Origin of the sequence: uncultured Psychromonas sp. (genome assembly GCF_947489755.1) — a bacterium.
Taxonomy (GTDB): Bacteria; Pseudomonadota; Gammaproteobacteria; order Enterobacterales; family Psychromonadaceae; genus Psychromonas.
This window is the reverse complement of the sequence record NZ_CANLFB010000016.1, coordinates 20,845-46,415: the sequence shown is the minus strand read 5'-3', so window position 1 is coordinate 46,415 and position 25,571 is coordinate 20,845. Positions and strand designations below refer to the sequence as shown.

General features: G+C 36.4%; 22 protein-coding genes. 17 read left to right on the top strand and 5 right to left on the bottom strand.

All coding sequences use genetic code 11. From position 1 onward, the window contains the following. The first annotated feature begins 190 nt into the window (after positions 1-190). The 12 genes from Q0794_RS10540 (at position 191) to Q0794_RS10485 (ending at position 14,132) form a co-directional block, all read left to right on the top strand. Positions 191-1,951: a right-handed parallel beta-helix repeat-containing protein gene (locus Q0794_RS10540; RefSeq protein ID WP_298941683.1), complete on the top strand. Its 1,761-nt coding sequence runs from the start codon at positions 191-193 to the stop codon at positions 1,949-1,951. Positions 1,952-2,054: 103 nt separating this feature from the next. Then, positions 2,055-2,810 carry a Nif3-like dinuclear metal center hexameric protein gene (locus Q0794_RS10535; RefSeq protein WP_298941681.1) on the top strand — a complete coding sequence of 252 codons (756 nt, stop codon included), beginning with the start codon at positions 2,055-2,057 and terminating at the stop codon, positions 2,808-2,810. Positions 2,811-3,672: 862 nt separating this feature from the next. After that, on the top strand, positions 3,673-5,304 hold the full coding sequence (locus tag Q0794_RS10530) for an ABC transporter substrate-binding protein (RefSeq protein ID WP_298941680.1): 1,632 nt from the start codon (positions 3,673-3,675) through the stop codon (positions 5,302-5,304). Between the two features lie 113 nt (positions 5,305-5,417). Next, positions 5,418-6,338 (top strand): oligopeptide ABC transporter permease OppB, encoded by a 921-nt coding sequence (oppB, locus tag Q0794_RS10525; RefSeq protein WP_298941678.1) that lies wholly within the window; start codon positions 5,418-5,420, stop codon positions 6,336-6,338. Between the two features lie 12 nt (positions 6,339-6,350). Next, positions 6,351-7,253 carry an oligopeptide ABC transporter permease OppC gene (gene oppC, locus Q0794_RS10520; protein WP_298941677.1) on the top strand — a complete coding sequence of 301 codons (903 nt, stop codon included), beginning with the start codon at positions 6,351-6,353 and terminating at the stop codon, positions 7,251-7,253. Between the two features lie 19 nt (positions 7,254-7,272). Then, on the top strand, positions 7,273-8,238 hold the full coding sequence (locus tag Q0794_RS10515; RefSeq protein WP_298941675.1) for an ABC transporter ATP-binding protein: 966 nt from the start codon (positions 7,273-7,275) through the stop codon (positions 8,236-8,238). Beyond that, positions 8,238-9,224: a murein tripeptide/oligopeptide ABC transporter ATP binding protein OppF gene (gene oppF, locus Q0794_RS10510; RefSeq protein WP_298941673.1), complete on the top strand. Its 987-nt coding sequence runs from the start codon at positions 8,238-8,240 to the stop codon at positions 9,222-9,224. The genes Q0794_RS10515 and oppF overlap by 1 nt, the downstream gene beginning before the upstream one ends. Positions 9,225-9,463: 239 nt before the next feature. Next, positions 9,464-10,567 carry a 3-isopropylmalate dehydrogenase gene (gene leuB, locus Q0794_RS10505; RefSeq protein WP_160061294.1) on the top strand — a complete coding sequence of 368 codons (1,104 nt, stop codon included), beginning with the start codon at positions 9,464-9,466 and terminating at the stop codon, positions 10,565-10,567. A 412-nt stretch (positions 10,568-10,979) separates the two neighbouring features. Further along, on the top strand, positions 10,980-11,576 hold the full coding sequence (locus Q0794_RS10500; RefSeq protein ID WP_298941672.1) for a hypothetical protein: 597 nt from the start codon (positions 10,980-10,982) through the stop codon (positions 11,574-11,576). A 92-nt stretch (positions 11,577-11,668) separates the two neighbouring features. Next, complete coding sequence (locus tag Q0794_RS10495) at positions 11,669-12,208, top strand: YaeQ family protein (RefSeq protein ID WP_298941671.1); 540 nt, start codon at positions 11,669-11,671, stop codon at positions 12,206-12,208. Between the two features lie 81 nt (positions 12,209-12,289). Next, positions 12,290-13,744 carry a tRNA uracil 4-sulfurtransferase ThiI gene (thiI, locus tag Q0794_RS10490; protein WP_298941670.1) on the top strand — a complete coding sequence of 485 codons (1,455 nt, stop codon included), beginning with the start codon at positions 12,290-12,292 and terminating at the stop codon, positions 13,742-13,744. 205 nt (positions 13,745-13,949) lie between these two features. Then, positions 13,950-14,132, top strand: a complete 183-nt coding sequence (locus Q0794_RS10485) for a DUF1737 domain-containing protein (protein ID WP_298941669.1) — start codon at positions 13,950-13,952, stop codon at positions 14,130-14,132. Positions 14,133-14,356: 224 nt separating this feature from the next. On the opposite strand, the gene Q0794_RS10480 is transcribed toward Q0794_RS10485, so the two are convergent. Further along, on the bottom strand, positions 14,357-15,130 hold the full coding sequence (locus Q0794_RS10480) for an ElyC/SanA/YdcF family protein (RefSeq protein WP_298941668.1): 774 nt from the start codon (positions 15,128-15,130) through the stop codon (positions 14,357-14,359). Between the two features lie 365 nt (positions 15,131-15,495). Between Q0794_RS10480 and Q0794_RS10475 the strand changes: the two genes are divergently transcribed. The 5 genes from Q0794_RS10475 to Q0794_RS10455 all read left to right on the top strand — a co-directional run bounded on the left by Q0794_RS10475 (position 15,496) and on the right by Q0794_RS10455 (position 20,045). Next, entirely contained in the window at positions 15,496-15,699 is a 204-nt protein-coding gene (locus tag Q0794_RS10475) for a hypothetical protein (protein WP_298941667.1), read from the top strand. Beyond that, a complete protein-coding gene (locus Q0794_RS10470) occupies positions 15,696-15,920 on the top strand; it encodes a DUF2835 domain-containing protein (protein ID WP_298941666.1) in 225 nt (74 codons plus the stop codon). The genes Q0794_RS10475 and Q0794_RS10470 overlap by 4 nt, the downstream gene beginning before the upstream one ends. A 284-nt stretch (positions 15,921-16,204) precedes the next feature. After that, on the top strand, positions 16,205-17,326 hold the full coding sequence (gene wecB / locus Q0794_RS10465) for a UDP-N-acetylglucosamine 2-epimerase (non-hydrolyzing) (protein ID WP_298941665.1): 1,122 nt from the start codon (positions 16,205-16,207) through the stop codon (positions 17,324-17,326). Between the two features lie 2 nt (positions 17,327-17,328). Then, the gene (gene wecC, locus Q0794_RS10460) at positions 17,329-18,579 is read left to right on the top strand and encodes a UDP-N-acetyl-D-mannosamine dehydrogenase (RefSeq protein WP_298941664.1); all 1,251 of its coding nucleotides are present in this window, start codon (positions 17,329-17,331) and stop codon (positions 18,577-18,579) included. A 65-nt stretch (positions 18,580-18,644) separates the two neighbouring features. After that, positions 18,645-20,045: an undecaprenyl-phosphate glucose phosphotransferase gene (locus Q0794_RS10455; protein ID WP_298941663.1), complete on the top strand. Its 1,401-nt coding sequence runs from the start codon at positions 18,645-18,647 to the stop codon at positions 20,043-20,045. Positions 20,046-20,099: 54 nt separating this feature from the next. Here the strand turns inward: Q0794_RS10455 and rsmF are convergent, their stop codons facing one another. The 4 genes from rsmF to Q0794_RS10435 are packed head-to-tail and all read right to left on the bottom strand — an operon-like array spanning position 20,100 to position 25,489. Beyond that, positions 20,100-21,554 carry a 16S rRNA (cytosine(1407)-C(5))-methyltransferase RsmF gene (gene rsmF, locus Q0794_RS10450; protein ID WP_298941662.1) on the bottom strand — a complete coding sequence of 485 codons (1,455 nt, stop codon included), beginning with the start codon at positions 21,552-21,554 and terminating at the stop codon, positions 20,100-20,102. Between the two features lie 57 nt (positions 21,555-21,611). Further along, positions 21,612-24,281, bottom strand: coding sequence for an MlaD family protein (locus Q0794_RS10445; RefSeq protein WP_298941661.1), 2,670 nt, complete (start codon positions 24,279-24,281; stop codon positions 21,612-21,614). Next, positions 24,271-24,903: a paraquat-inducible protein A gene (locus Q0794_RS10440; protein WP_298941660.1), complete on the bottom strand. Its 633-nt coding sequence runs from the start codon at positions 24,901-24,903 to the stop codon at positions 24,271-24,273. Before Q0794_RS10440 ends, Q0794_RS10445 begins: the two co-directional genes overlap by 11 nt. Then, positions 24,896-25,489 carry a paraquat-inducible protein A gene (locus Q0794_RS10435; RefSeq protein WP_298941659.1) on the bottom strand — a complete coding sequence of 198 codons (594 nt, stop codon included), beginning with the start codon at positions 25,487-25,489 and terminating at the stop codon, positions 24,896-24,898. Before Q0794_RS10435 ends, Q0794_RS10440 begins: the two co-directional genes overlap by 8 nt. Positions 25,490-25,571 lie beyond the last annotated feature (82 nt).

Below are 25,571 nucleotides of genomic sequence, written 5' to 3'. Positions count from 1 at the left end.
TATTATACAATGCTCCTAGTTTTTCGTAGTTCAAAGTAAATTATTGAAGCAATAACGGATTATTAGGAAATAATTTAACGGCAGCAATTCGCTTAAATAGCGGTGTTGTATCGCTTTTCTTATCCGGAATCGAGGTTATTTACTCTTTTGGATATTCATTCGCTGCTTAAATACAGTAAAAGGACTTCTGATGTTTCGGTTATTAAACTCTTCTATTCTCCTCACGACTTGCCTTTTAACTAACTTTCTAATGATCGCTCCTTTACAAGCTAAACCGGCCGTTGATTTGTCCGTGGAGCAATGGATAAATACGTTCAACTTACCCGCTTTTACAGAAACAATTTTCATTGATTCAGCATTAAATAAAAGTTGTCAGCAGTATGATCCTGAAACCCGTCTATGTGGCAAAGGCGATCAATTGTCTGTTTCTCAACTATCTGATGCCACTGAAATAGCCAAGCCTGGAATGCTATTTTTAATACGAAAAGGCGACTATAAACAAGCATTACATGTGAGTACATCAGGTAATCAACAAGCCTATATTGGTTTTAGTGCTTATCAAAATGAACAAGTGAGAATTAAAGGCGTGGACTCAATTGACCAAAGACAAGCATACGGCGCTATATGGTTAGATGAAGCGTCTTATATTGTCGTTAATGGCATTACCGTCACTGAGAGTATTGGCTTTGGACGATTTTTAAACGCACACCATAATATATTCTCAAATAACACTTTTACAGGTTCGACTATTTATAATGATGGAAAGAATGCCAGTAAACGTGGCGGATTATATGTTGCGTTTAGCCACCATAATAAGATAGTGAATAATCGTTTTCAAAAAGGAACAGACTTATTATCGCTAGTGCATTCAAATTATAATCTCGTTGAAGGCAATACAATGAACCTTGCTGGTCACGATGTTTGGAACATTAAATGTGGTAGCTTCAATGTTATTAGGAACAATGTCTTTAGTAATAAAAACCAAAAGCTAGGGGCTGTCTTTGATTGTGAAGAAGGAACCATGGATTGGCATGGGAATGGACGTTTCAAGCAACTCCCGCCAGTATTAGATGCCAGTCAATATAATCTCATTGAGCATAATATATTTAAAGATGCGGTTCGTTATTATTCAACGAGTGGTGGCAATGGTATTCAATATGCCGGACAACATGGCATTATTCGATTTAATACTTTTTATCATACCAATGTGGGATTTAGTCTTGCTAGTTATCGCACAGAAGCTTCTTATACTTACGGTAACCGTATTTATAATAATACGTTTCATGATAATTGGTGTGTAGGGATTGCGGTTGGTCGTTGGATAGAAAAATTTGAAGATAATCAATTTGTAAATAATATTTTATGGAATAACCAAGGTGTAGGTGCAAGTCAGTGTAATACACAAAACGGCACACAGATTTTATTTAGTAGGAAAGAAGGCGACCAATGGTTTGTGCGTAATAATATTGCCAGCGACAAAAGCGAGCAAGTTATCGGGTTATGGGGAGTTGTAAATAAAATGAGTGTTTATGACTTTGAAGGTAGCTTTGTTCCTGTGCAATTCAAAGATACTTTAGCGAAAGATCCTTTGTTTGTTAATCAAGCTAAGCACAATTATCAACTCTCAGTGAATAGTCCGATGATTGATGCAGGGGTTATGTTAAGTAAGATTATCAGTGATAGTGGGAAAGGGTTGCAAGTTGAAGTGCAAGACAGTCAATTTTTCTACGATGGTGCGGGTATTGAAGGTGAATCTGGTGATAAAATCATGATTCAATCAGCAGACAATAAAACCATACAAAGCGCGACCATTGTGAATATTGATCGAAAATCGAATATGTTAACGTTGGATAAAATCATCTCTTGGCAAAAGGGCGATATGATTTCTTTATCCTATCAAGGAACTCAACCTGATCTCGGTGCATTTGAATTTGTTAAAAAGCTTCAATAGCTGGAATAACTTCTTTATCATGACTTATTACCTAGCTTTGGTAGCTTAGCTTTAATCGCTATGTCTATTGGGCTATAAAGACCTCTATTTAAAAGTGAAGCATATGAATAATCGTAAACTCGCAAACAAGCTCGATCAATTCTTAGAAATACACCAATTCAAGGATTATTGCCCTAATGGATTGCAAATAGAAGGGCGTGAGCAAGTTAAAAAAATCATTACCGGTGTAACAGCCAACCAAGCACTCATTGATGCAGCAATAGAACACAATGCAGATGCCATTCTTGTGCACCATGGTTTTTTCTGGAAAGGTGAAGCTCAACAGATTGTGGGAATGAAATATAATCGTATTAAAGCGTTAATTGAGAACGGCATTAATTTATATGCGTATCACTTACCACTCGATGTCCACCCTGAATTAGGTAATAACAAACAATTAGCCGATTTATTAGGGATCACTGATCGCCGCCCATTAGAACCATGGGACAAACGCAGCGTAGGGCGTGTCGGTAAGTTTGAACAAGCAGTAACGCCGAGTGAATTAATTAACACAATTACAGAAAAACTTAACCGTGAACCATTATGGATTGATGGTGGAAAGCCTGAAATTAAAACCATTGCTTGGTGTACTGGCGGCGGACAAGATTATATAACCATCGCCGCAGAGCAAGGCATTGATGCGTTTATCAGCGGTGAAATATCTGAGCGTACCGTGCATATTGCAAAAGAGATGGGCATTCATTATTTTGCTGCAGGGCACCATGCTACGGAACGCTATGGTGCAAAAGCATTAGGAGAATGGTTAGCTGCTGAAATGGGGTTTGACGTGACCTTTATTGATATTGATAATCCTGTTTAAATCGGATTATAGACAGGGTTATAAACTAGGCTATATAAACTAGATTGTCTTATCCAAGCTATAAACCACGTGATAAAAAACGATATGATTTATTAATGTATTGTTGAATATGCATTGCCTAATAGACTCTCCGTTGAGTCGTGGGCAGTGTTGACTTATTTAATGATATTAATGATATTAATGATATTAATGATAATAATTAGGTTGTATCAATTATTTCCCTGTCTCGCTATCTACTATTTATTTATCTTTTTATCCACTCACTTTCTCTATAAAACCACTTTAGAGTGAATGTATTAACGCTTTTACTCCGTATTTTTTAACTGCTTGGATTCAAATAATAAGTGCATAACTTAAATGTTATTTAAATCCCATCATAAAACTACCTGGCAAGCATCAAAAAGCTCACTTTTATAGTCGATATTATCAATGGGAAGTGATGTTATTTAACAACCAAAACTATTTTTTAGAATATGACTTCAATCATAAGTGACATATTTATTCTTATTTTAGCTTTTATATTAATAGTTTATGGATTAATGTTAACCAAGTGGTCAGCTTTTGGGGCGAGAGTATGAAATATACTCAACTAACTTCAATCATATTGCACTATATACGTTTGTTTTTGCACTAAATTGGTGAGAAAATTTTCACTTATCGTACGACTTTAAATTAAGTTGTTGATATTGAAGTAGTTTACCTGTTGGCTTTCAAATTGCTCTATCCAATGTGTATTTGTGCTAAGTCTATTTACGTTTAGCCATTAAACAATCATTATTTTTATTATCTGTTTTTATTAATTTGCATTCGCCAGTAAATCTTAAAAGTTAGATAATTTCATCACCATGTAAGGGAATTAATTGTGAATAAAAATAAAATAACAAAAGCATTAATGCTAGGACTTGGTCTTTCTTTTGCCGCTTCTTCATTTAACGTTGTTGCAGCTGATGTACCCGCCGGTACTAAACTCGCTGCAAAACAAGAGTTCGTAAAAGGTAACGGTACAGAAGTTGCTTCTATCGACCCACATAAGACGCAAGGCGTTCCTGAGTCAAATGTTATTCTTGATCTGTTAGAAGGTTTAGTCACACAAGATGCCGATGGCAATACCATTCCTGGCGTTGCAGAGCGTTGGGAAACGACGGACAATAAAACCTTTACCTTTCACTTACGTAAAGATGCTAAGTGGTCAAATGGTGACCCAGTAACGGCAGATGATTTTGTTTACAGCTTTCAACGTGCAGTTGACCCTGCTACTGCTTCTCCTTACTCATGGTACCTAGATATGACAACGATGCTGAATGCATCTGATATCATTGCAGGTAATAAAGATAAAAGTACTTTAGGGGTTAAAGCAATTGATGACACTACCTTTGAAGTACAACTGTCATCGGCTGTTCCTTATTTTGTAATGATGATGGGGCATACAACCATGATGCCTGTGCATAAAGCAACCGTTGAAAAGTTTGGTGACCAATGGACTAAACCTGAAAACTTTGTGGGTAATGGCGCGTTTGTGATGAGTAAATGGGTGGTCAATGAACGTATTGAAATGACCCCTAATAAAAACTACTGGGACAATGATAAAACAGTCCTAACCAAAGTCACTTATTTACCACTCGAAAACTATGTGTCAGAAATGAACCGTTTTCTTGCGGGGGAAATTGACATGACCTATGAAGTGCCTAATGAGCATTTTAAACGTTTAGAAAAAGAACACCCAGAATCGTTGACGATAAAAGGTGATTTATGTACTTATTACTACAGTCTAAATACTCATAAGGCCCCGTTTGATGATGTACGTGTCCGACAAGCCGTGTCGTATGCGGTGGATAGAAATGTCATTGCTAAATTCTTATTAGGTAAAGGTGAAAAACCTGCTTATGGTTTAACGCCTGAAATTGTTGCTCACTTTGATCCCGTATTACCCCCTTATGCTAAGTTAACGCAAAAAGAGCGTAATGCAAAAGCGAAAGCCTTATTAGAAGAGGCGGGTTATAACGCATCTAATCCGCTTAAATTCTCTTTCTTGTATAACACCAGTGAAAACCATAAAAAACTCGCAGTTGCCATTGCTTCAATGTGGAAGAAAACATTAGGGGTAGAAGTGACATTAGAAAATCAAGAGTGGAAAACTTACTTAGAAACTAAAAATCAAGGTGACTTTCAAGCAGCTCGTGCTTCATGGTGTGGTGATTACAATGAACCTTCTACCTTTACGTCATTGATGGAGGGCAGTAATACGACAGGTGGTATTCATTACAAAAGTGCTGAATATGATAAGTTAACAGAGCAAGCAACGTTAAGTACTTCGGAAGAAGAACGTCAGAAACTATATTATGCTCAAGAAGCATTATTAGCGAAAGATATGCCTATTATCCCTATCTATCAATATGTTAAAGCTCGTCTATTAAACCCTCATGTCGGCGGTTATTTCTACAATAATGCTGAAGATAAAAACTACTCTAAAAATATCTACATCAAAGCAGATTAAATCTTAGTTGTTTTATTTAATTGGTTAGAGGGTGACTCGCCCTCATTTTCATTTTTGAATCATACTAAACAAATTTAATCTTGTTTAGTATGATCTATTCAATCGAGAAACGTATGTTTAAATTTATCTTAAAGAGATTCATTGAAGCGATCCCTACTTTGTTAGTGCTAATCACTGTCTCTTTTTTCTTGATGCGGTTTGCTCCTGGTAATCCTTTTTCTAGTGAACGAGAACTACCACCGCAAGTAATGCAAAATATTAATGCTAAATATGGCTTAGACAAGCCCGTATTTGAGCAGTACACCACTTACTTAACCAATGTACTTCAAGGGGATTTAGGTCCTTCTTTTAAATATCAAGATTTTACGGTTAATGAGCTGGTTATTGCGGCTTTACCTGTGTCGGCAAAAATAGGTGTCTTTGCTTTTATATTTTCTCTTATCTGTGGCGTTACAATTGGTACGCTTGCAGCTTTGAGGCAAAACACTTGGTTAGACTATGGAATGATGTCCACATCAATGTTAGGTATTGTGATGCCTTCTTTTGTGCTTGCCCCTGTACTTATTTATATTTTTTCTATTAATTTAGGTTGGTTTCCTGCTGGTGGTTGGTTCGATGGTTCTATCCAATATATGGTGCTGCCAGTGCTAGGAATGGCAATGATGTATGTCGCTACTTTTGCTCGAATTACACGTGGTAGCATGATTGAAACACTCAATAGTAATTTCATTCGTACCGCACGAGCTAAGGGACTAAGCTTTTCTTATATTGTACTTCGCCATGCTTTAAAACCTGCAATGCTACCCGTTATTTCTTATATGGGGCCTGCTTTTGTTGGGATCATTACCGGTTCAGTAGTTATCGAAACCATTTTTGGCTTACCGGGTATTGGTAAATTATTCGTTAATGCCGCTTTCAATCGTGATTATTCATTAGTGATGGGGATAACGATTTTAATTGGATTATTGTTCATTGTATTTAATGCCATTGTTGATGTTTTATTGGCTTATGTTGATCCCAAAATTCGTTATTAAAGGATAGCTTTTATGTTTATTAAGAAAAAAAACACGCAGATCCTTGATAATTTATCTGCCAATTTAGAGATTGAGGGGCGAAGTCTTTGGCAAGATGCACGTATTCGCTTTATGCGTAATAAAGCGGCTATGCTCAGTCTTTTTATACTCATTGCTATTATTATTGCGGTGATAGTTGTACCGATGTTAAGTGAGTTTGCTTATGACGATACTGATTGGTATGCATTACATCAAGCACCATCTTCAGTGCATTTTTTTGGCACCGATAGTTTAGGAAGAGATCTCTTTGTCCGCACTTTAATCGGTGGACGAGTTTCAATGATGGTGGGTGTTTTAGGTGCATTAGTGGCTGTTGTTATCGGCACTGTGTATGGTGCAACGTCTGGTTTTATGGGCGGTAAAGTAGACCGTATTATGATGCGTATTTTGGAAGTACTTTATTCCATTCCATTTATGTTTTTAGTGATTGTATTAGTGACTTTTTTTGGTCGTAATATTGTGCTTATCTTTGTCGCAATTGGGGCCATTGCTTGGTTAGATATGGCACGTATTGTGCGCGGTCAAACGTTAAGTTTGCGAGGTAAGGAATTCATTGAAGCGGCGCACGTTTCAGGCGTGAGTAAGTGGAACATTATTAGACGTCATATTATTCCAAATGTATTAGGGATTGTTGCCGTTTACTCTACGCTATTAGTGCCGAGCATGATTCTAACTGAGTCTTTCTTAAGCTTTTTAGGGCTAGGGGTACAGGAGCCCATGACCAGTTGGGGCGCATTGTTACAAGAAGGTGCACAAAGCATGGAAGTCGCTATATGGCAATTAGCTTTTCCTGCTGGATTCATGGTTATTACTTTATTTTGTTTTAATTACATTGGCGACGGTCTTCGTGATGCGTTAGATCCAAAAGACCGATAGTGGCATTGAGGAACAGAATATGAATTTATTAGATGTTAAAGATCTGCACGTCGAATTTACTACTCAAGATGGTAATGTCACAGCAGTGAATGATTTGAATTTTTCACTACAACCAGGACAAACCTTAGGCATAGTAGGGGAGTCTGGTTCAGGTAAGTCACAAACAGTGTTTGCCTTAATGGGACTATTAGCAAAAAATGGCATTATTTCGGGCAGTGCAAAGTTTGAAGGGAAGGAAATTCTAAACCTACCTGAAAAAGAGTTAAATAAAGTACGTGCTGAACAAATTGCGATGATATTTCAAGACCCAATGACGTCACTTAACCCTTATATGAAGGTGAGTGCACAAATGATGGAAGTATTGATTCTACATAAAAATCTTAGTAAGAAAGAAGCGTTTGAAGAGTCAGTAAAAATGCTTGAGGCAGTTAAAATCCCTGAAGCAAGAAGTCGCATTAATATGTATCCTCATGAGTTTTCGGGCGGGATGCGCCAACGAGTGATGATTGCGATGGCATTGTTATGTCGTCCTAAATTGTTGATTGCAGATGAACCTACAACGGCACTTGATGTGACTATTCAAGCGCAAATTATGGATCTATTGAACGAATTAAAACATCAATTTAATACCGCCATTATTATGATCACTCATGATTTAGGCGTTGTGGCAGGCAGTTGCGATAAAGTATTAGTGATGTATGCAGGAAGAACCATGGAATATGGAACGGTAGAAGATATTTTCTATCAGCCGAGCCATCCGTATACCGAAGGTTTATTAAAAGCTATTCCTCGTTTAGACAGTGAGGCTGATACGCTGCCCACTATTCCTGGCAACCCACCTAATTTACTCAATTTACCAGAGGGTTGCCCTTATCAAGATCGTTGCCATCGAGCGATAGAAAATATTTGTAATGGCACACCGGCATTAACACCATTTGCACAGGATCGTTCTCGTGCTTGTTTTTCTGACTGGGAGTCTTGGTAATGGAAACTGAAAAGAAATTAATTCTCGATATTAAAAACTTAAAAGTACAATTTAATATTCCTTCTAAATCACTTTTACCTTGGGCAAAGCCGATCCCTTTGAAAGCGGTCAACGGCATTAATATCAAGTTATATGAAGGTGAAATACTCGGGGTTGTAGGTGAGTCGGGTTGTGGTAAATCAACCTTAGCGCGTGCCATTATTGGATTAGTACCTGTTACCTCTGGCAGTGTTGTGTGGTTAGGGGAAGATCTCGCAAGCTTGAATGATGAAACGATGCGCGAGAAACGGAAAGAAATCCAAATGATTTTCCAAGATCCACTCGCATCATTAAATCCGCGTATGAATGTGGGTGATATTATTGCTGAGCCTCTTCGTACCTTTTATCCTCATTTATCTAAAACTGAAGTGAAAGATCAGGTAAAGGAGATTATGGATAAAGTAGGGTTATTACCGAACGTGATCAATCGTTATCCTCACGAGTTTTCAGGTGGGCAGTGTCAGCGTATTGGTATTGCAAGAGCCTTGATCTTGAAGCCTAAAATGATCATTTGTGATGAACCTGTTTCAGCACTCGATGTATCGATTCAAGCACAGGTTGTTAATTTACTTAAATCCTTACAGAAAGAGTTAGGTATTAGTTTAATTTTTATCGCGCATGACCTGTCAGTGGTAAAACATATTTCTGATCGCGTATTAGTGATGTATCTTGGTAATGAAGTTGAATTTGGAGAATGTAAAACACTGTTTGCTCAACCTAAACATCCTTATACTAAAGCGTTAATGTCAGCCGTACCTATTCCTGACCCTAGGTTGGAACGTGCTAAAACAATACAAATGCTGGAAGGGGACTTACCTTCGCCGATGAATCCACCTTCAGGTTGTGTTTTCAGAACTCGCTGTCCAATAGCTGTGGAAGCTTGTGCATCGGCAAGCCTTACATTAAAAGGAAGCGAGACACATTCAGCTGCTTGTATTATGCAATAAACATTTTAATGTCGTTTAATAAGCCGGCTATTACAGTGGTGAAATTAATTGACTATATCTTCATAAGGTTAATACATAACAACTTCCAATTGTATTAACCTTTATTTAATTCTTACCGTTTAATATTCACTTATTTTGCGTAAATATGCGAAAAAACACGTTCATAAATTGAAATTTACTACACTTTTACTTTATGATGTGCCACGAAATATAATCCGAAAATCATTTAGGGAATCAAAATGACAACATATAACATTGCTTTACTAGCAGGCGACGGCATCGGTCCTGAAGTAATGAAAGAAGCTGTAAAAGTTTTAAAATTAGTTGAAGAGCGTAACGCTGACGTTAACTTTGAATTAAATGACGTATTATTTGGTGCTGCTGCTTACTTTGCAACAGGCAAAGCTTTCCCTGAAGAAACTAAAGCAGCTTGTGACAAAGCAGATGCTATCTTAAAAGGTACTATCGGTTTAAATCACGAAGACTCTAAAAAAATCCCTGTTGACGAACAACCTGAACGTGGTGCGTTATTACCACTTCGTCGTCGTTACAATACTTACGCTAACTTCCGCCCAGTTTACTTACCAAAAGGTTTGGCTCACTTTTCTCCACTTAAAGAGTCTGTAGTAGGCGAAGGCATTGACATCATGTTAATTCGTGAGTTAGTGGGTGGTTTATATTTCGGCGAGAAAGAAACCGGTGTTGACGCTGAAGGCCGTCGTTACGTTCGTGAAGTATTAGAATACGATGAAGATCAAATTCGTCAAATCGTACGTGTTGGTTTTGAAGTTTCAATGAAACGTAAAAAAGTCATGCACAATATCCATAAATCAAACGTACTAAAATCAAGCGTTTTATGGAATGAAATCGTTGAAGAAGAAAGCAAAAACTTCCCTGAAGTTGAAGTGATCAACATCCTAGTTGACGCTGCGGCAACTTACCTATGTCTAAAACCAACTATGTTTGACGTAATGGTAATGGAAAACATGTTTGGTGACATCTTAAGTGACCAAGGCGGCGGTATCTTAGGTTCTTTAGGCCTTATGCCTTCTGCTTGTAAAGGTCCTGAGAAATCTTATTACGAACCATCACACGGTTCTGCACCAGACATCGCTGGTAAAGGCATTGCAAACCCATACTCAATGATCGGTTCTGTAGCATTAATGCTTGAAATGAGCTTTGGGATGGAAAAAGAAGCTAAAAACTTGTGGGCTGCTATGCAAGGTGTCTTTGAAGATGGTTACTCAACATCTGACCTGTCTAAAGAAGGCGAAGCAAACTTAGTAAGTACTGCTGAGTTCGGCGATTTAGTCTGTGCTAAATTAGCGAAAATGCCTGTTTAATTATTAATTAAACTTTAAAATTACTTTATAAAACCACGTTCTACGTGGTTTTTTTATGCCTTGAAAATGAGTTAATACATTTAATGACCGCTCTATTTAGCTGCTAATACATCTACTTTACCATTAAAAATTTCGCAAAAAATAATAATTATTTGCGTTAATTTAAGCCTTAAATTGAATTAACTTAATCGAATATAAACTCAATATATATTTGATGCGATTTATATAAGGAAAATTAATTTTTGTAAAAACGACTGTTTATAGGGTTAATTGAACTGAGTAACCTCTAAAATAATTATTAATCTATCATTAAACTTCTTTTATTTGATATTGTAATTGACTATTTGTTTATTTTTATTGATATTGTTATTTGCTTTTATACTTTTTAATTTTAACTCCGTTAAGGATGGACATGAAAATATTTAACAAGATCACATTTATATTAGTTATTACACTGAGTAGCTTATCTAGTTTCGTACAGGCTACAGTCATTGATAATGATACTTATACAACGGTTAATGGATTAGATTGGTTAGATTGGTCATTTACATCGGATCTAACACAAGAAGAAGCCATCAAAACATTTGATAAACCAGGTTATGGTAATGCTTTTCGCTTAGCAACACCCGAAGAAGCCATCGCAATGTTAGAAACTGTTTTTTTCAATACCTATAAAGATATTGATGGTCGAGAAGGTATTCCTTGGAACGGGGATAATATAGTTTCACATCAAGATGTTTATGGTGCTGAGTTTACGATTGATTTTTTAGATTTATTTGGAACGTCAAATTCACCTGATTCTGATTCCGGAAAGTTTCGTTCATATGGCTATATTGATGATGGTGCATATGGCATTTATGAGGAAGAATGGATCTTTGGTGGTTCTGCATCATTTAACTCAGATCAAGGTGGAATAGCATTAGTACGAGTACCTGCTCCTAGTACTTCAATTCTATTTGCTATATTCTTAGGCCTTATTATTTCAGCTAGATATAAATTTACCGTGTAGTTCGCCATATAACGCTAACTAATAAACAACACTCTAGTTAACATATCTTTAAACCACGTTTTACAACGTGGTTTTTTTTTGGAGAAACAAAAATGGCATTAAAGCCTACTATTTTTAAAATGAATATTAATGTATCGAATTTAGATAATGATGTTTATGAAACCATTGCCTTGACTGTGGCACAACATCCTTCTGAAACGACAGAACGTATGGTGACTCGTATATTGGCCTATGTGCTTAATAATCAAGAATTCTTAAGTTTTACCACTGGATTAAGTGAAGCGGATGATCCGGATATTTGGGCTAAAAATTACAGTGATGAATTTTTACTGTGGGTTGATGTAGGTGAACCCGCTTTTGATCGTATCAAAAAAGCCTGTCGTCAAGCCAAAGTGACCAAAGTCTATACGTTCAATACTAAGTCTGGCGTGTGGTGGAAACAGTCTCAAAAAGATTTCTCCACCATTAAAGCAGAAGTCTATCAATTTGAGTTTGAGCAAATTCAAGCGCTAGCCGCATTGGTTGAGCGAACAATGGATTTTAGTATTACTATTACGGATAATATTTTTTATATCGCAGCCGATAAAGGAAGTTGTGAAGTTAACTTAACCGCTTTACAGCAGCCTGATTAGTATAATCATTGCGCACGACCAAGTAGTGCGTATAATTCGCACTTCAAAATTAATACAGTCCTGAATCCAAGAGTGGTACCCATGAAATTTATCGTTAAGCTTTTTCCTGAAATTATGATGAAAAGTAAACCTGTGCGTAAGCGCTTCAGCAAAATGTTACAAGGCAATATCCGTAACGTACTGACTCGTCATGATGAAGATATTAAAGTGATACTCGAATGGGATAAAATTATCGTTCGTAGTGAAAATGACGATCCTGACAATAAAGCAAAAGTGATCCATTATTTACAAAGTACGCCAGGTATTGCGTTTTTCTTGGAAGTGACTGAATCTACTTATACTGATATTCATGACATCTACGAGCAAACAAAAGCGTGTTTTGGCGATAGCCTTGCAGGTAAAACCTTCTGTGTTCGTGCAAAACGTATTGGTACCCATGACTTTGGATCAAATGAAGTTGAACGTTATGTCGGTGGTGGTTTAAATCAACATACTGAAGCACTTGCTGTTAAATTAAAAAATCCAGATGTGACGGTTAATATCGAAATCAATCAAGATAAATTGTTTATGGTTGATCAGCGTCATCAAGGATTAGGTGGTTTCCCATTAGGAACACAAGAATCTGTTTTATCATTAATTTCTGGTGGTTTTGATTCTGGCGTTTCAAGTTATCAATTGTTAAAGCGTGGTTCACGTGTTCACTATTGCTTCTTTAATTTAGGCGGTGCGGCACATGAAATTGGTGTTAAGCAGGTTGCTTATCATCTTTGGGAACGTTTTGGTGCTTCACATCGTGTTAAGTTTATCTCTGTTCCTTTTGAACCTGTTGTTGCTGAAATATTAGAGAAAGTCGATAACGGTCAAATGGGTGTTGTATTAAAACGCATGATGATGCGTGCGGCTGAAAAAGTAGCTGCGAATTTAGACATTGAAGGATTAGTGACAGGGGAGGCGTTAGGGCAGGTTTCAAGTCAAACTCTACGTAACTTATCAGTGATTGACCAAGTAACCGAAACACTCATTTTACGTCCATTAATCGCAACCGATAAACAAGACATTATCGATTGTGCTCGTGAGATTGGTACGGCTGAAATTTCTGAAACTATTCCTGAATATTGTGGTGTCATTTCACAGCGCCCAACGGTGAAAGCGGTGATGACTAAAATTCAGAAAGAAGAAGCCAATTTTGATATGTCACTCATTGATAAAGTGGTTTTTGATGCAAAAGTCTTAGACATTAAAGATATTGCGACAGATGCAAAAGAACAGTTGGTAGAAGTCGAGTCAGTTTCCGCTTTTGCTGCTAATGAGATCGTATTAGATATTCGCTCTGCCGATGAAAGAGATGAAAAACCTTTAGAAATAGATGGGGTTGAAGTACAACATTTACCTTTCTTTAAATTAAGTAATCAATTCGAAACACTGGCACAAGAAAAAACCTATTTACTTTATTGTGATCGTGGTGTGATGAGTCAATTACAAGCGCTTTACTTAAAAGAAGCTGGATTTGAAAATGTGAAAGTATACCGTCCTTAGGATTATATTCATGGCATCATTTAGCTTATAAGAATGTAAATTCTATTATTTAAAAATAAGTTAAAACGAATAAAAAGAAACGGCTATATGCCGTTTTTTTGTACATATAAGTTGTTGATTCACAAAATTTTTGAGTAATAATATGCCTTTGAAGTGAATAGTTGTATGCTGATTTCATTCAATAGGCTTCATAAAAGGGTTTACTATGCCAAATTCAATTGAGAGTTATAAATTAATTACAGGTAAAGACGATGCTGAATTTTGCAGCAAAGTGACTAAGTTTTTAAAAGAAGGTTATGAGCTTTATGGATCTCCTACCATGACGTTCAATGGAGAAAGCGTTATCGTTGGCCAAGCGGTTATTAAAAGACCATCACAATTGGTTTAAAGATTGAAATTAGGATATGTAGTGGTTTCGCTATATCAATACTAAGATTAAACCTTTAAGTGATACCACTATGTTAAAACGCCTGTTATTGATTTACTCATTGTAAGAGTAACGACAGTAACAGGCTTTTTTATACCTAAATTTCAATCGCTTATATAGGTTTTCACCTTAATCAAACGTTCACAGCGACACATTTTTTATTCACTTATCTAATAAAAAACTATTTACTTAGAAGTGGTATTAGAGACAAACCATTGTTGAAGCAGCCCTAAATATTCATGTAATGCTATTTGCGACTTATACAATTGATAAGCGGAAGGGATGTAACTGTATGAAGGTAAGTCCTTCGAATTCTCTTTTGCTAAGTACATTGCTGGTGCTGGAATAGGAGATTGTTTATATTTTTTAAATAGCGCCATTGCTCTAGGCATGTGAGTGGCTGATGTCACTAATGCTGCTTTCTTTCCCTCAATGATGGCTGACATCTGTAGGGCTTCTTGATTGGTATCTTGAGGGTTATCTAAACGAATGATTTTTTCTTCTGATATATTGAACGCTAAGGCTAGTTGCTGCAAAAGCTGTGCATGGCTTTTACTGTCTCCAAAAGCTGATCCTGATACCACGATAGAGGCATTTGGATTGGCATAGTAAAGACGTAATGCTTCACTAAATCGACTTAATGCGGTGGCCGAAAGCTGCCCTGTAATCGGTAATTTCTGATCATTAATCCCTGATGAACCAAGTACTAAAATATAATCTAACGACTGTTCAGCCTCTAATAAAGGGGCATATTGCCTTTCAAGCGGTTTGGCTAGGTGGTAAGCCGTTGGTAATAGACTAAAAGCGAATAAGATTAAAAAACTGAAGAGTGTTAATGATTTGGCTAGCGTTTGATGTTGGCTAAAAAATAACAATAATAAACTAACAAACAGCAGTGCCAAAGTGAGAGGTAAGGGCATTAATAAACCACCCAGCCATTTTTTAATTAAAAATACCATTCTTTTGCCTTTCGTTGTTTATTATTAATGTCGTTTAGCGTTAATTTTACGCTTGATTATAAACCCAGTCTGTCAGTGATAAATTTGATAAAGCGGCCCCTGTTCATGCAGAATGAACACTTTATTTAATCATGCCATACAATTACTTATTACTATAATCCTGAATAGCCAGTTGATATAGCTAATTGGTAGAACGAATTGGCATAACTAATTTGTATAACTAACTTATATAGTTACTTTAAAAATCGTCTTAGAACTTATTCAATGTAGGTTAATATTCAATAATAAGTCACGTATAATTAGTTTTTATTATCGGATTAAACTAAATGAGAATATTAAGTGACTGACCATAGTTTGAGGCAGAGGTGTTAGCTTGGTTAAAAGAAGCAGATATGCATGTTTTGAAAAAAACAGGTGTGCGTGTATTGCATGACTATATGAAATCAGTTGATTTTTCAGAAAATAATGTTGAACAACTGTTAGCGATGGAGAAAGGGTATTGTCAACATGAACCCTACGCATCATTAGGACGTTATACCCATTTGACAATTGCTAAGGAGGTATTATGAAATCCTATCATTTTAGAATAAATATTAGCTATCAAGAATTTGAAAAGTTATATCGAACGCCTAACGTTGCAGTGAAAGTTCGAAGTGATCAAGGTGCTACTATTCAGTTACCTGCCATGCGTTTTGTACCTTTTTTTACACAGCTAGGTGTTCGTGGTTATTTTGAATTGCAATTAAGTGATGAAAACAAGTTTCAGCATTTAGTTTGTCTACATGCTTAATTTATTTTTGTGTCTTACTTTTTATATATAATTCAATGTACTTACTGTGCCAATATTTTAAGTAAGACGTTGACCTATAATAAATAATATTGTGTAAATGATTTAAATTTTGTGATTTATATTTTTTATATAAAATACAAGGGTTTCAACGTATAATCCTGACCATTCTAGTACATGATCGAGTTGATAAACTTACGTTTATCTATTTGTGAGTAGTTAAATGCCACATGAATCTCTTGTTACTTAAACCTATTAAATATCGTAATAACTTGTAAGGCTATTCAATGAAGAAAGTGTTAACCGTATTCGGTACACGACCTGAAGCTATTAAAATGGCTCCACTCGTACATAAACTTGCTGCTGAAGCAGGAATTGAGAGTAAAGTTTGTGTGACGGCTCAACATCGTGAAATGCTAGATCAAGTCTTACAGCTCTTTGATATCACGCCTGACTATGATTTAAACATCATGAAACCAGGACAAGATTTATTTGATGTCACCGAAAATATTTTAAGTGGATTGAAAGGTGTCCTTGATGATTTCAAACCCGATGTTGTTTTAGTTCATGGAGATACTACAACCACGTTTTCTGCATCTTTAGCTGCCTTTTATAAGCAAATTAATATCGGGCATGTCGAAGCTGGATTACGTACTGGTAACTTATATTCGCCTTGGCCTGAAGAAGCGAATCGAAAATTAACCGGCGTACTGACTCGTTTTCACTTCGCGCCGACAGACTTATCGAAATCAAACTTACTCAAAGAACACGTTCCACAAGATCGTATATTTGTCACAGGTAATACGGTGATTGACGCTTTGTTATGGGTTAAGCAAAAACTAGAGTCTGATACTGGTTTACAAAACTCACTGGACAAACAATTTCCATTTTTAGATAAAAACAAAAAAATGGTACTTGTTACTGGCCATCGACGTGAAAGTTTTGGTGGTGGATTTGAACGTATCTGCGAAGCACTCGCTAATATTGCGAAAGCGCAACCTGATGTACAAATTGTTTATCCAATGCACATGAACCCAAATGTAAGAGAACCTGTTAATCGCTTATTAAGTAAGTTAGATAACGTGTTCTTGATTGAGCCTCAAGATTATCTACCGTTTGTTTATTTAATGAATCGTTGTTATTTGATTATTACCGATTCAGGTGGTGTTCAAGAAGAAGCGCCATCATTGGGTAAACCAGTATTAGTCATGCGTGATACAACAGAACGACCAGAGGCTATTGAAGCCGGTACCGTAAAATTAGTGGGTACCGATGTACAACGTATTACCTCTGAAACCATTTTATTATTAACTGACCCTACTAGCTATCAAACGATGGCTAAAGCCCATAACCCTTATGGCGACGGTCTAGCATGCACACGAATTGTTAAAGAATTATTAAAGGATTAATTATGCCATTTCAAACTGTTTCTGTTATCGGCTTAGGCTATATCGGATTACCTACTGCTGCTGTTATTGCTTCTCGTGGTATCGACGTTATCGGTGTCGATGTTAATGAAAATGCGGTAAATACCATTAATGCAGGGCAAATTCATATTGTAGAGCCTGATTTAGATATTGTGGTTCGAAGTGTTGTAACGACAGGGAAATTACGTGCCACCACAACTGCAGAACCTGCTGATGTCTTTATGGTAGCAGTGCCGACGCCTTTTAAACAAGATACGAGTTCATCTCACTCACCTGATTTATCTTACATCGAGTCAGCTGCGAATATGATTGCACCTGTCTTAGCGAAAGGTAACTTAGTTATCTTAGAGTCGACTTCTCCAGTTGGCACAACAGAGAAATTAGCGGGATGGTTAAAATTAGCACGTCCTGATTTGTCATTTCCTCAGGATAAAGGGGACGCTGCAGATATTAAAGTCGCACACTGTCCTGAACGTGTATTACCTGGTTATGTTTTACAGGAATTAGTATCAAATGACCGTGTTATTGGCGGTATGTCAAGTGCTTGTAGCCAACTCGCCACTCAGCTGTATGAAAAGTTTGTACGTGGTGAATGTATTGTAACTAATGCTCGCACTGCTGAAATGGCTAAATTAACAGAGAATTCATTCCGTGACGTTAATATTGCCTTTGCAAATGAGCTTTCAGTTATTTGTGATAAGTTGAAAATTAATGTGTGGGAGCTCGTTAAATTAGCGAATCGTCATCCTCGCGTTAATATTCTTAACCCAGGTCCTGGTGTTGGTGGTCATTGTATCGCTGTTGATCCATGGTTTATTGTTGATAGCTGCCCAGAAGAAGCTAATATTATCAGACAAGCTCGATTAACCAATGATGCCAAGCCTCATTATGTTGTTGAACAAATTTGTAAAGCAGCAGATGAATTTAAACGTCCCGTGATTGCTTGTCTTGGGCTTGCTTTTAAAGCCGATATTGATGACTTACGTGAAAGCCCTGCATTAGAAATCGTAAAAGACCTAGTCGCAAAAGAAGTTGGTGAAATTATTGCTGTAGAGCCTAACATTAAGCAACTTCCTAGTGCTTTATCTGACTCCGGCATTACCTTAACATCACTTGAAGATGCCTTAGATAAAGCTAATGTCGTGGTTGTATTAGTTGATCATAAGCAATTCAAAGCAACCGATCGAACACAATTTGCTACTAAAGTTGTTATCGATACACGCGGAATAATTTAATTTAAGTAAGCTAATTAATGATGATGGATGGCTTACTTAATTGTTGAATTTTTAAAGGGATTTAAATGTCAGAACAACACTATGTTAAAGATAGTGAAAATGCTTATTCGGCGTTGTGCCGCTGTATTGATTTTGTCGTTATACAAGTAAGTTTATTCTTTATTCTTTCTTTCCAACATGAAACAGTAACAAATCTTTATCTTGTTGTCGGTTTGATTGCTTCGATTGGATTTGTTTTTGCTGCTGACAGTCATAATCTTTACCGATCATGGCGTCTCGGCGAATTCTCACGTGTCGCGAGTTATACTTTTTTATGTTGGGTTGCTGGCATATTTAGTGTCGTTATATTCTTATTTTTCAGTAAAACAAGTCTTGATATTTCTCGTTTAGTGATTGGCTATTGGATGCTTTTTAATTGCTTCGCATTAGCGGGCTGGCGTCTATTGTTTTATGTGTTTTTATTTAAACGTCGTCGTGCTGGCTACTATACCAAAAGAGTCGCTATATTCGGATTAACGTCATCAGGTGAATTACTCGCAGATCAATTTGTGAACAAACCTGAAACAGGTTATACCTTAGCAGGTTTCTATGATGATCGAGCAGATACACGAACAGAAAGTAAATATACTGAACAAGTATTAGGTGGCATTAATAAAGGTATTGAACTGGCTAAAGCGGGTGATATTGATGTTATTTATATTGCATTGCCACTCGCTGCTCAAAAACGTATTGAAGGCGTATTAAGATCATTAGGCGATACAACAATTGATGTATTTCTCGTGCCTGATTTCTTCACGTTTAATTTACTCAACGCGCGTTTATCTCATGTTGGTTCGATACAAACTATAAGTGTTTATGAATCCCCTATGACAGGCCCTTCAAGGTTGCTAAAACGTCTTGAAGATGTACTTGGGGCATCATTAATTTTATCTATTATTGCTTTACCTATGTTGGTAATTGCACTGCTGATTAAATTAGACTCAACAGGGCCTGTATTATTTAAACAACTACGATATGGGTTAGATGGCAGAGCGATAAAAGTGTGGAAGTTTCGTTCTATGAGCTCAATGGATGATGGTGATGTTATACAACAAGCGGTACAAGGCGATAGCCGTATCACTAAACTTGGTGCTTTTTTAAGAAAAACATCATTGGATGAGTTGCCGCAATTAATTAACGTATTGTCTGGCAGTATGTCATTAGTAGGGCCTCGCCCTCATGCAGTGGCACATAACGAACAATATAGAAAGCTGGTGGATTTTTACATGTTACGCCATAAGGTTAAACCAGGTATCACTGGTTGGGCTCAAATTAATGGTTGGCGCGGTGAAACAGATACCTTAGAAAAAATGGAAAAACGTGTTGAGTTTGATTTGGAGTATATTAGAAACTGGTCAATTAGTTTTGATATAAAAATACTAGTATTAACGGTATTTAAAGGATTTATCCATAAGAACGCTTATTGATAATAGTTAATATCATGAGTTTTGTTTATTTAACAAAACTCATGATGCTAATGGCTACTCAACAAATAAATTTTTATCAATAATTAAATCTCTCGGCAAGCTGTTTTTCACTCTGTTATCTAACGATTTCCCTAAACCAATTACATGCCCTCGATAACTTAACATCACTTCACCTTTTGAATTATTAGTATCAATGTCATGAATATCTCGCCCTTGATAATACTCTATTGCTTGGTGTGCTAGTAATTCTATTGCTAGTGGGCTTTGTTGGCCAAAACAAGTGGCAAATTCGTGAGTACACTTAAAGCCTGACTTACGGCCTTTACCGAATTTTTCGGCTATTTTAATACCTAATCTAGAAAAGCGTAGTTCATCAATTAAAGGAACAATATTTTCTGGGAATAACCAAAACTCATCATCTCTTTGATAGAGGACACCTGTTAATGCTGTTATTGAAAACTGTTCATCAAAGTATTGGTATAAGCTATTTTTTGCTACTTCTTTTGTTGGCTCAAAAGGAAATTTCCTTAAGCGCTTTTGTGCTTGTTCACTCTCGATTTCATCTGTCTTTTTAATGGCTGCAACAAAAAAACCTTCCGTGTCATAAACCTGTGGCCAAATATGTAAAAATCCTTCAGCTGTTAAGGTTTTATCTGCATCTTTAAATAAATCATTTAAAGAAAGAAATTCAACACTATCAGGGTAAGTTTTTTTCAGATGCAAACAAACCTCTTGGTTTTCTTCTAAGCTTAGCGTACAGGTCGAGTAAACCATTACCCCACCAGTTTTAAGTGCTTTAAATGCACTTTCTATCAATGTTTTTTGTATCGTTGATATCGATTCTATTGCTGCTTGATCCCAGTTCTTCATCGCCTGTTTATCTTTACGTACCGTGCCTTCACCAGAGCAGGGTGCATCTAGTAAAATGGCATCAAAGGTATTGGGTAACCATTGTCCAAATACCGCTGCATCAAAATGCGAGAGGGCAACATTTTTAATGCCACAGCGTTGAATATTTGCATGCAACATCTTAATTCTGCTAGAGGAATATTCATTCGCAATGATTAAACCTTGGTTATTAATAGCGGCTGCGAGTTGCGTTGTTTTTGAACCAGGCGCTGCAGCTGCATCTAACAGTGTTGCATTATCTGTTTCTTGGAAATGGTGTAGTAGCGCAGATACTGGCATCATTGAACTGGCTTCTTGAATATAAAATAGCCCTGCTAAATGTTCAGCACTGTTGCCTAAAGGTGAGGTTTCATTTTCTGTTGCATTGTCTATTTCAATCCAAAAACCTTCTTTACACCAAGGAACAGGCGTTAGTTGCCAGTTTTTTCTATTAGCGATAACATGGAAATCTTCAATGTTAATTTTTAGTGTATTAACACGAATAGCACGACGTAATGGACGTCGACAAGCGGCAACCAGTTCATCGATATTTAAATTATCAGGTAAAATGGTCGACATTTTATCTATAAATGCTTGAGGTATAAAAGTGTTGCTATCCATTTGGATCCTTACAAAAACGCGCACTAGAAAGTGCGCGCAAGATATCATAAAGTGAAATTAATTACTTTTAGGAATTTTCAGCTTCCATTGTAACCAATCTTCGTCAAATTCTGATTTTAATTTAAACGTTGAAAAAGCCTGGCTCGGAGGTTGTAAAGCTTCATCATCTGGCGTGCTCATATTAATCCCTCCTTTGACTAAAGAGGTAAGAGAAGTCGATTTTAGCGATGCACCTGTTATCCCTATATCTAAGTTAAAGCCAGAAGCTGGCCAAAAGATACTATTAGCACGAATTAAATGAGTATATTCAGGGTAAATGTTAATCACTATTTCAACACCTGAAGCATCATTATTTAAGCGCTTTTCAGTGACTTCACCAATTTGTATTTGGCGATGATAAACAGGGCTAGTAATACCAGTAGACCCTGCATTATTTGCAGCTAATATAATAGGTAAACCCGTTTTATGTGGTGCGAGTATTGGTGCATTATGTTCGCCTTTAAACTCAATGTTCTTATCGCCATCACCAGCTTGAATATTAATAAATACGCCACTGATCAAGGTTGATAAATTTTTAGCACCAGACAATGATATGTCACTTCTTACCACCCAAAAGCGGCTACCTTTTTTGGCTACTTTGTCAAAATACTCTGGGTCAATATCTAATGTCACCATGACTTTATTATTCTGGTTAAGGGTTAATTGGCTTACTTCACCGACTTCTAATCCTTTTAGTTTTACTTTATTACCGACTTTTAAGTCAGACGCATCATCATACATTAGGGTAATTTGCTTCGGTGGTTGTGTTGCTTGTTGGTAATTATCAAATAAACGATATTGGCCTTCGCTGGTGATGTTAGTCGTTGTTGATGGTGAAAACTCTAAAGCAATACCGCCTGTTGCAAGTGCAAGTAATGATTGTGCATTTACTTTTATACCAGAAAGGCCTGCATCAATTTCAAAACCACTGACATTCCAAAAAACAGTTTGTTTGCTAATTAAATGTTTAAATTTAGCATTAATGTTAATGCTCGTTTGCATTAAACTTGAGTTATGTAGGCGTAAATCACTGACTTCACCCACCTGTAGTTTATGGTAATACACTGGAGAGCCGATACTAACGGAAGGTAAGTTTTTACTTAACAGCTTTAACTGTAATGGCTCAGCAAAAGCATTTTTACCTAGTTTTGCCATCTCTTTAGACGCGTATAAATAGAAAGGGCGTTTATTGTTATAAAGTGTTTGAACACTTTTCTTTGTTATTGCCGATTCATTATAAAGCGCAATACCCCCTTGGATAATATTCTGCAATGGTTTGCTATTGACTTCGACGCCTTTTAAAGTAGCTTTAAAGTTAACACCGCTTAATAAATGAAATTTACTGTTTTTATTAACGAGGTAACTAAATTTTTCATCTATATTTAAAGTGGCTTTAATATTATTGCTATCATCAGTTAATGTTATTGCACTGACCTTACCTATATGAAGGCCTTTGTAGGTGATTGGAGCTCCATCAGTTAATCCATTCGCATTATCTGCAATTAACTCGACTGATAAACTATTGTCACTTAAAAAAGATTGTTCTGTCTTTATTACAAACTCAGTCTGTAATGATTCTGCTTGATAGTTTGCTCCGTGTGAAAAGTTAATGTAATCACCCGTGATAAGATTACTTAAGTTTTCAATTTTAGAAAAAGAAACAGAGGTTTTTTCAACCCAAAATCGTGCGCTCTCGGTAATTAAATCACTGAATTCAGGGTTAATGGTTGCTTTTGCAATAAATAACTGACTTTCTGAATCGTAGTTAATAGAATCAATTCTACCAATACCATGGCCTTTAAATAGAATGCCTGCTTGCTCTGGTAAATTATTGGTATTCGCTAACTTAAGAGTAATACTTAACCCTTCTTCACTGGCACCAATATCGTCAAATAGTTGATACTGTTGCTTTTCTGAGGGAGGAGGGGAAGAGTCTGGGCTACTAAAAGTAATCCCGCCCGCAATTAAGGTCGTAAGGCTTTCAAGTTTAAAATCAATACCCGTGCGTGATATGTTGGCATTCAAACCACTAATGTTCCAAAATTTACTTTTTTGCTTAACTAGGTGGCTGTATTTACTTTCAATAAACGCTTGGATGTTGACAGATTGACCGGTTTTATCAAGGCGTACTCGTGCAATTTCACCCACTTGTATTTTTTTAAAGAAGATCGGAGTGCCAATATTAATTGAAGCAGCATTATTACTTTTTAAGTTAATTAATAAGGCATTATCTGGAATGGTAATCGGTTGCTCTCTAGTGGCAACAAAGTCAGTTGCTTCTTCACCTTCACCAGGTAATAAATTAATATAACTACCTGAAAATAAAGTGTCCAAGCCAGTAATAGACGTTAAAGAAGCTTTAGGCGAAACTAACCAAAATTTACTTTTCTCTTTTAATAAAAAAGTGGCATGTGACTCAATTTCTGCAATGACATTAACACCATCGACTTCATCTAATTCTATCTTCTTTACGGTCCCCACAATCACACCTTTATAGCGCACTTTAGTTTTATCGACGATAATACTACCCGCATTGGTAAAGTGGATATTAACCTGCATATTTTTATGAGTGATATTTTGAAATAGAATCCAAAGCGCTAATAATGTAGCTATAAAAGGTAGAAACCATACAGGTGAAATATATTTTGATTTAGTTACAACCGGTGTTGTAGAAGGGTTATCTTGCATCGGTATTTGCGTCCCATATTAGACGAGTATCGAAACTCTGTGCTGCGAATAATGTAGTAATGACAACCACTGTGAAGGAAGTTGCTGCGATCCCTGGGTAAACGGATAAGAAGTTTCCTTTATCAAACACCGCGACCATTATTGATATAACAAATAGGTCTAATACTGACCAACGACCAATCCAGTCGACTAACGTAAAAGCAATAAGTTGTTTTTTAGGGTTAAATTGCCATTTAAAGTGGACGGCAAGTGAAATAAAAGCTAATACAACAATCTTTAATATAGGTACTACTATAGACGCTATAAAAACAATAAATGCTATACCAGACATACCACTTGATAATAAGCTTACAATACCTGAAAAAATAGTATCAGGGTAACGTGTCCCATTTTTTAGTAAATAAGTAATAGGGTAAAGGTTAGCTGGAAAGATAAAAATAAACGCTGTAAACAATAATGCCCATGTTTTTTGTTGGCTATTTTCAATGCGAGGTGAAATAGGACTACCACAATAAGGACAACATTCTTCATTTTCACTAATAGAAGAATGCTTTTCACAAACTCGGCATAATTGCCTATCTTGTTGTAACGCACTCATCCCAGTTATCAAGGGTTTATTCATTGAGTAAATATTTCCAATGTTGAGCATTATCATATTCGCTGATCATACTCATATTTAATATTAAAAAACCAACTAGAAAGTACAAACCACTATTAAAATAAAGCTCTGTATAACTTGTTAATTTAAAAACGGCTACCATAAAACTTACTAAATAAACTTCCAACATAGACCAATGAATGAGAATGCTGGTTAATTTAAGCGCATAGTTAAGCAGCGAAGGGCGCTTTTTAAACATCATACATCCGCTGCTAAATAAGATACAAACTGTTAATAACGTAGGAGCAACGACCGCACAAAACAAGACGACAAAAGAGACAACAGGGGCTATGTCAATCATCATTATAGCACCTTGTAATAGGTTGGTTTGTTCTGTAATACCTAATAAGTGCACTGAAACAAGTGGGAATGAAAAAGCAGGAATACAAACTAATAGTGCAGCGAGCGCTAGAGCAAAGACCTTATTGGGCTTACTTGTTGTCGCTTTGCAAAATACATGATTACAACGAGCACATTTTGCAACGTAGCCTGGCTGTATAATAGGTTGTTGTGAGACCATGTCACAATGGCTACAAATTATCGTTTTCATTCTTACTTATCAGTATTTTGACAATGCTATAAGATAGCAAACTAATTATAATATGACAAAAGTTGCATTATTACAAAAGCAG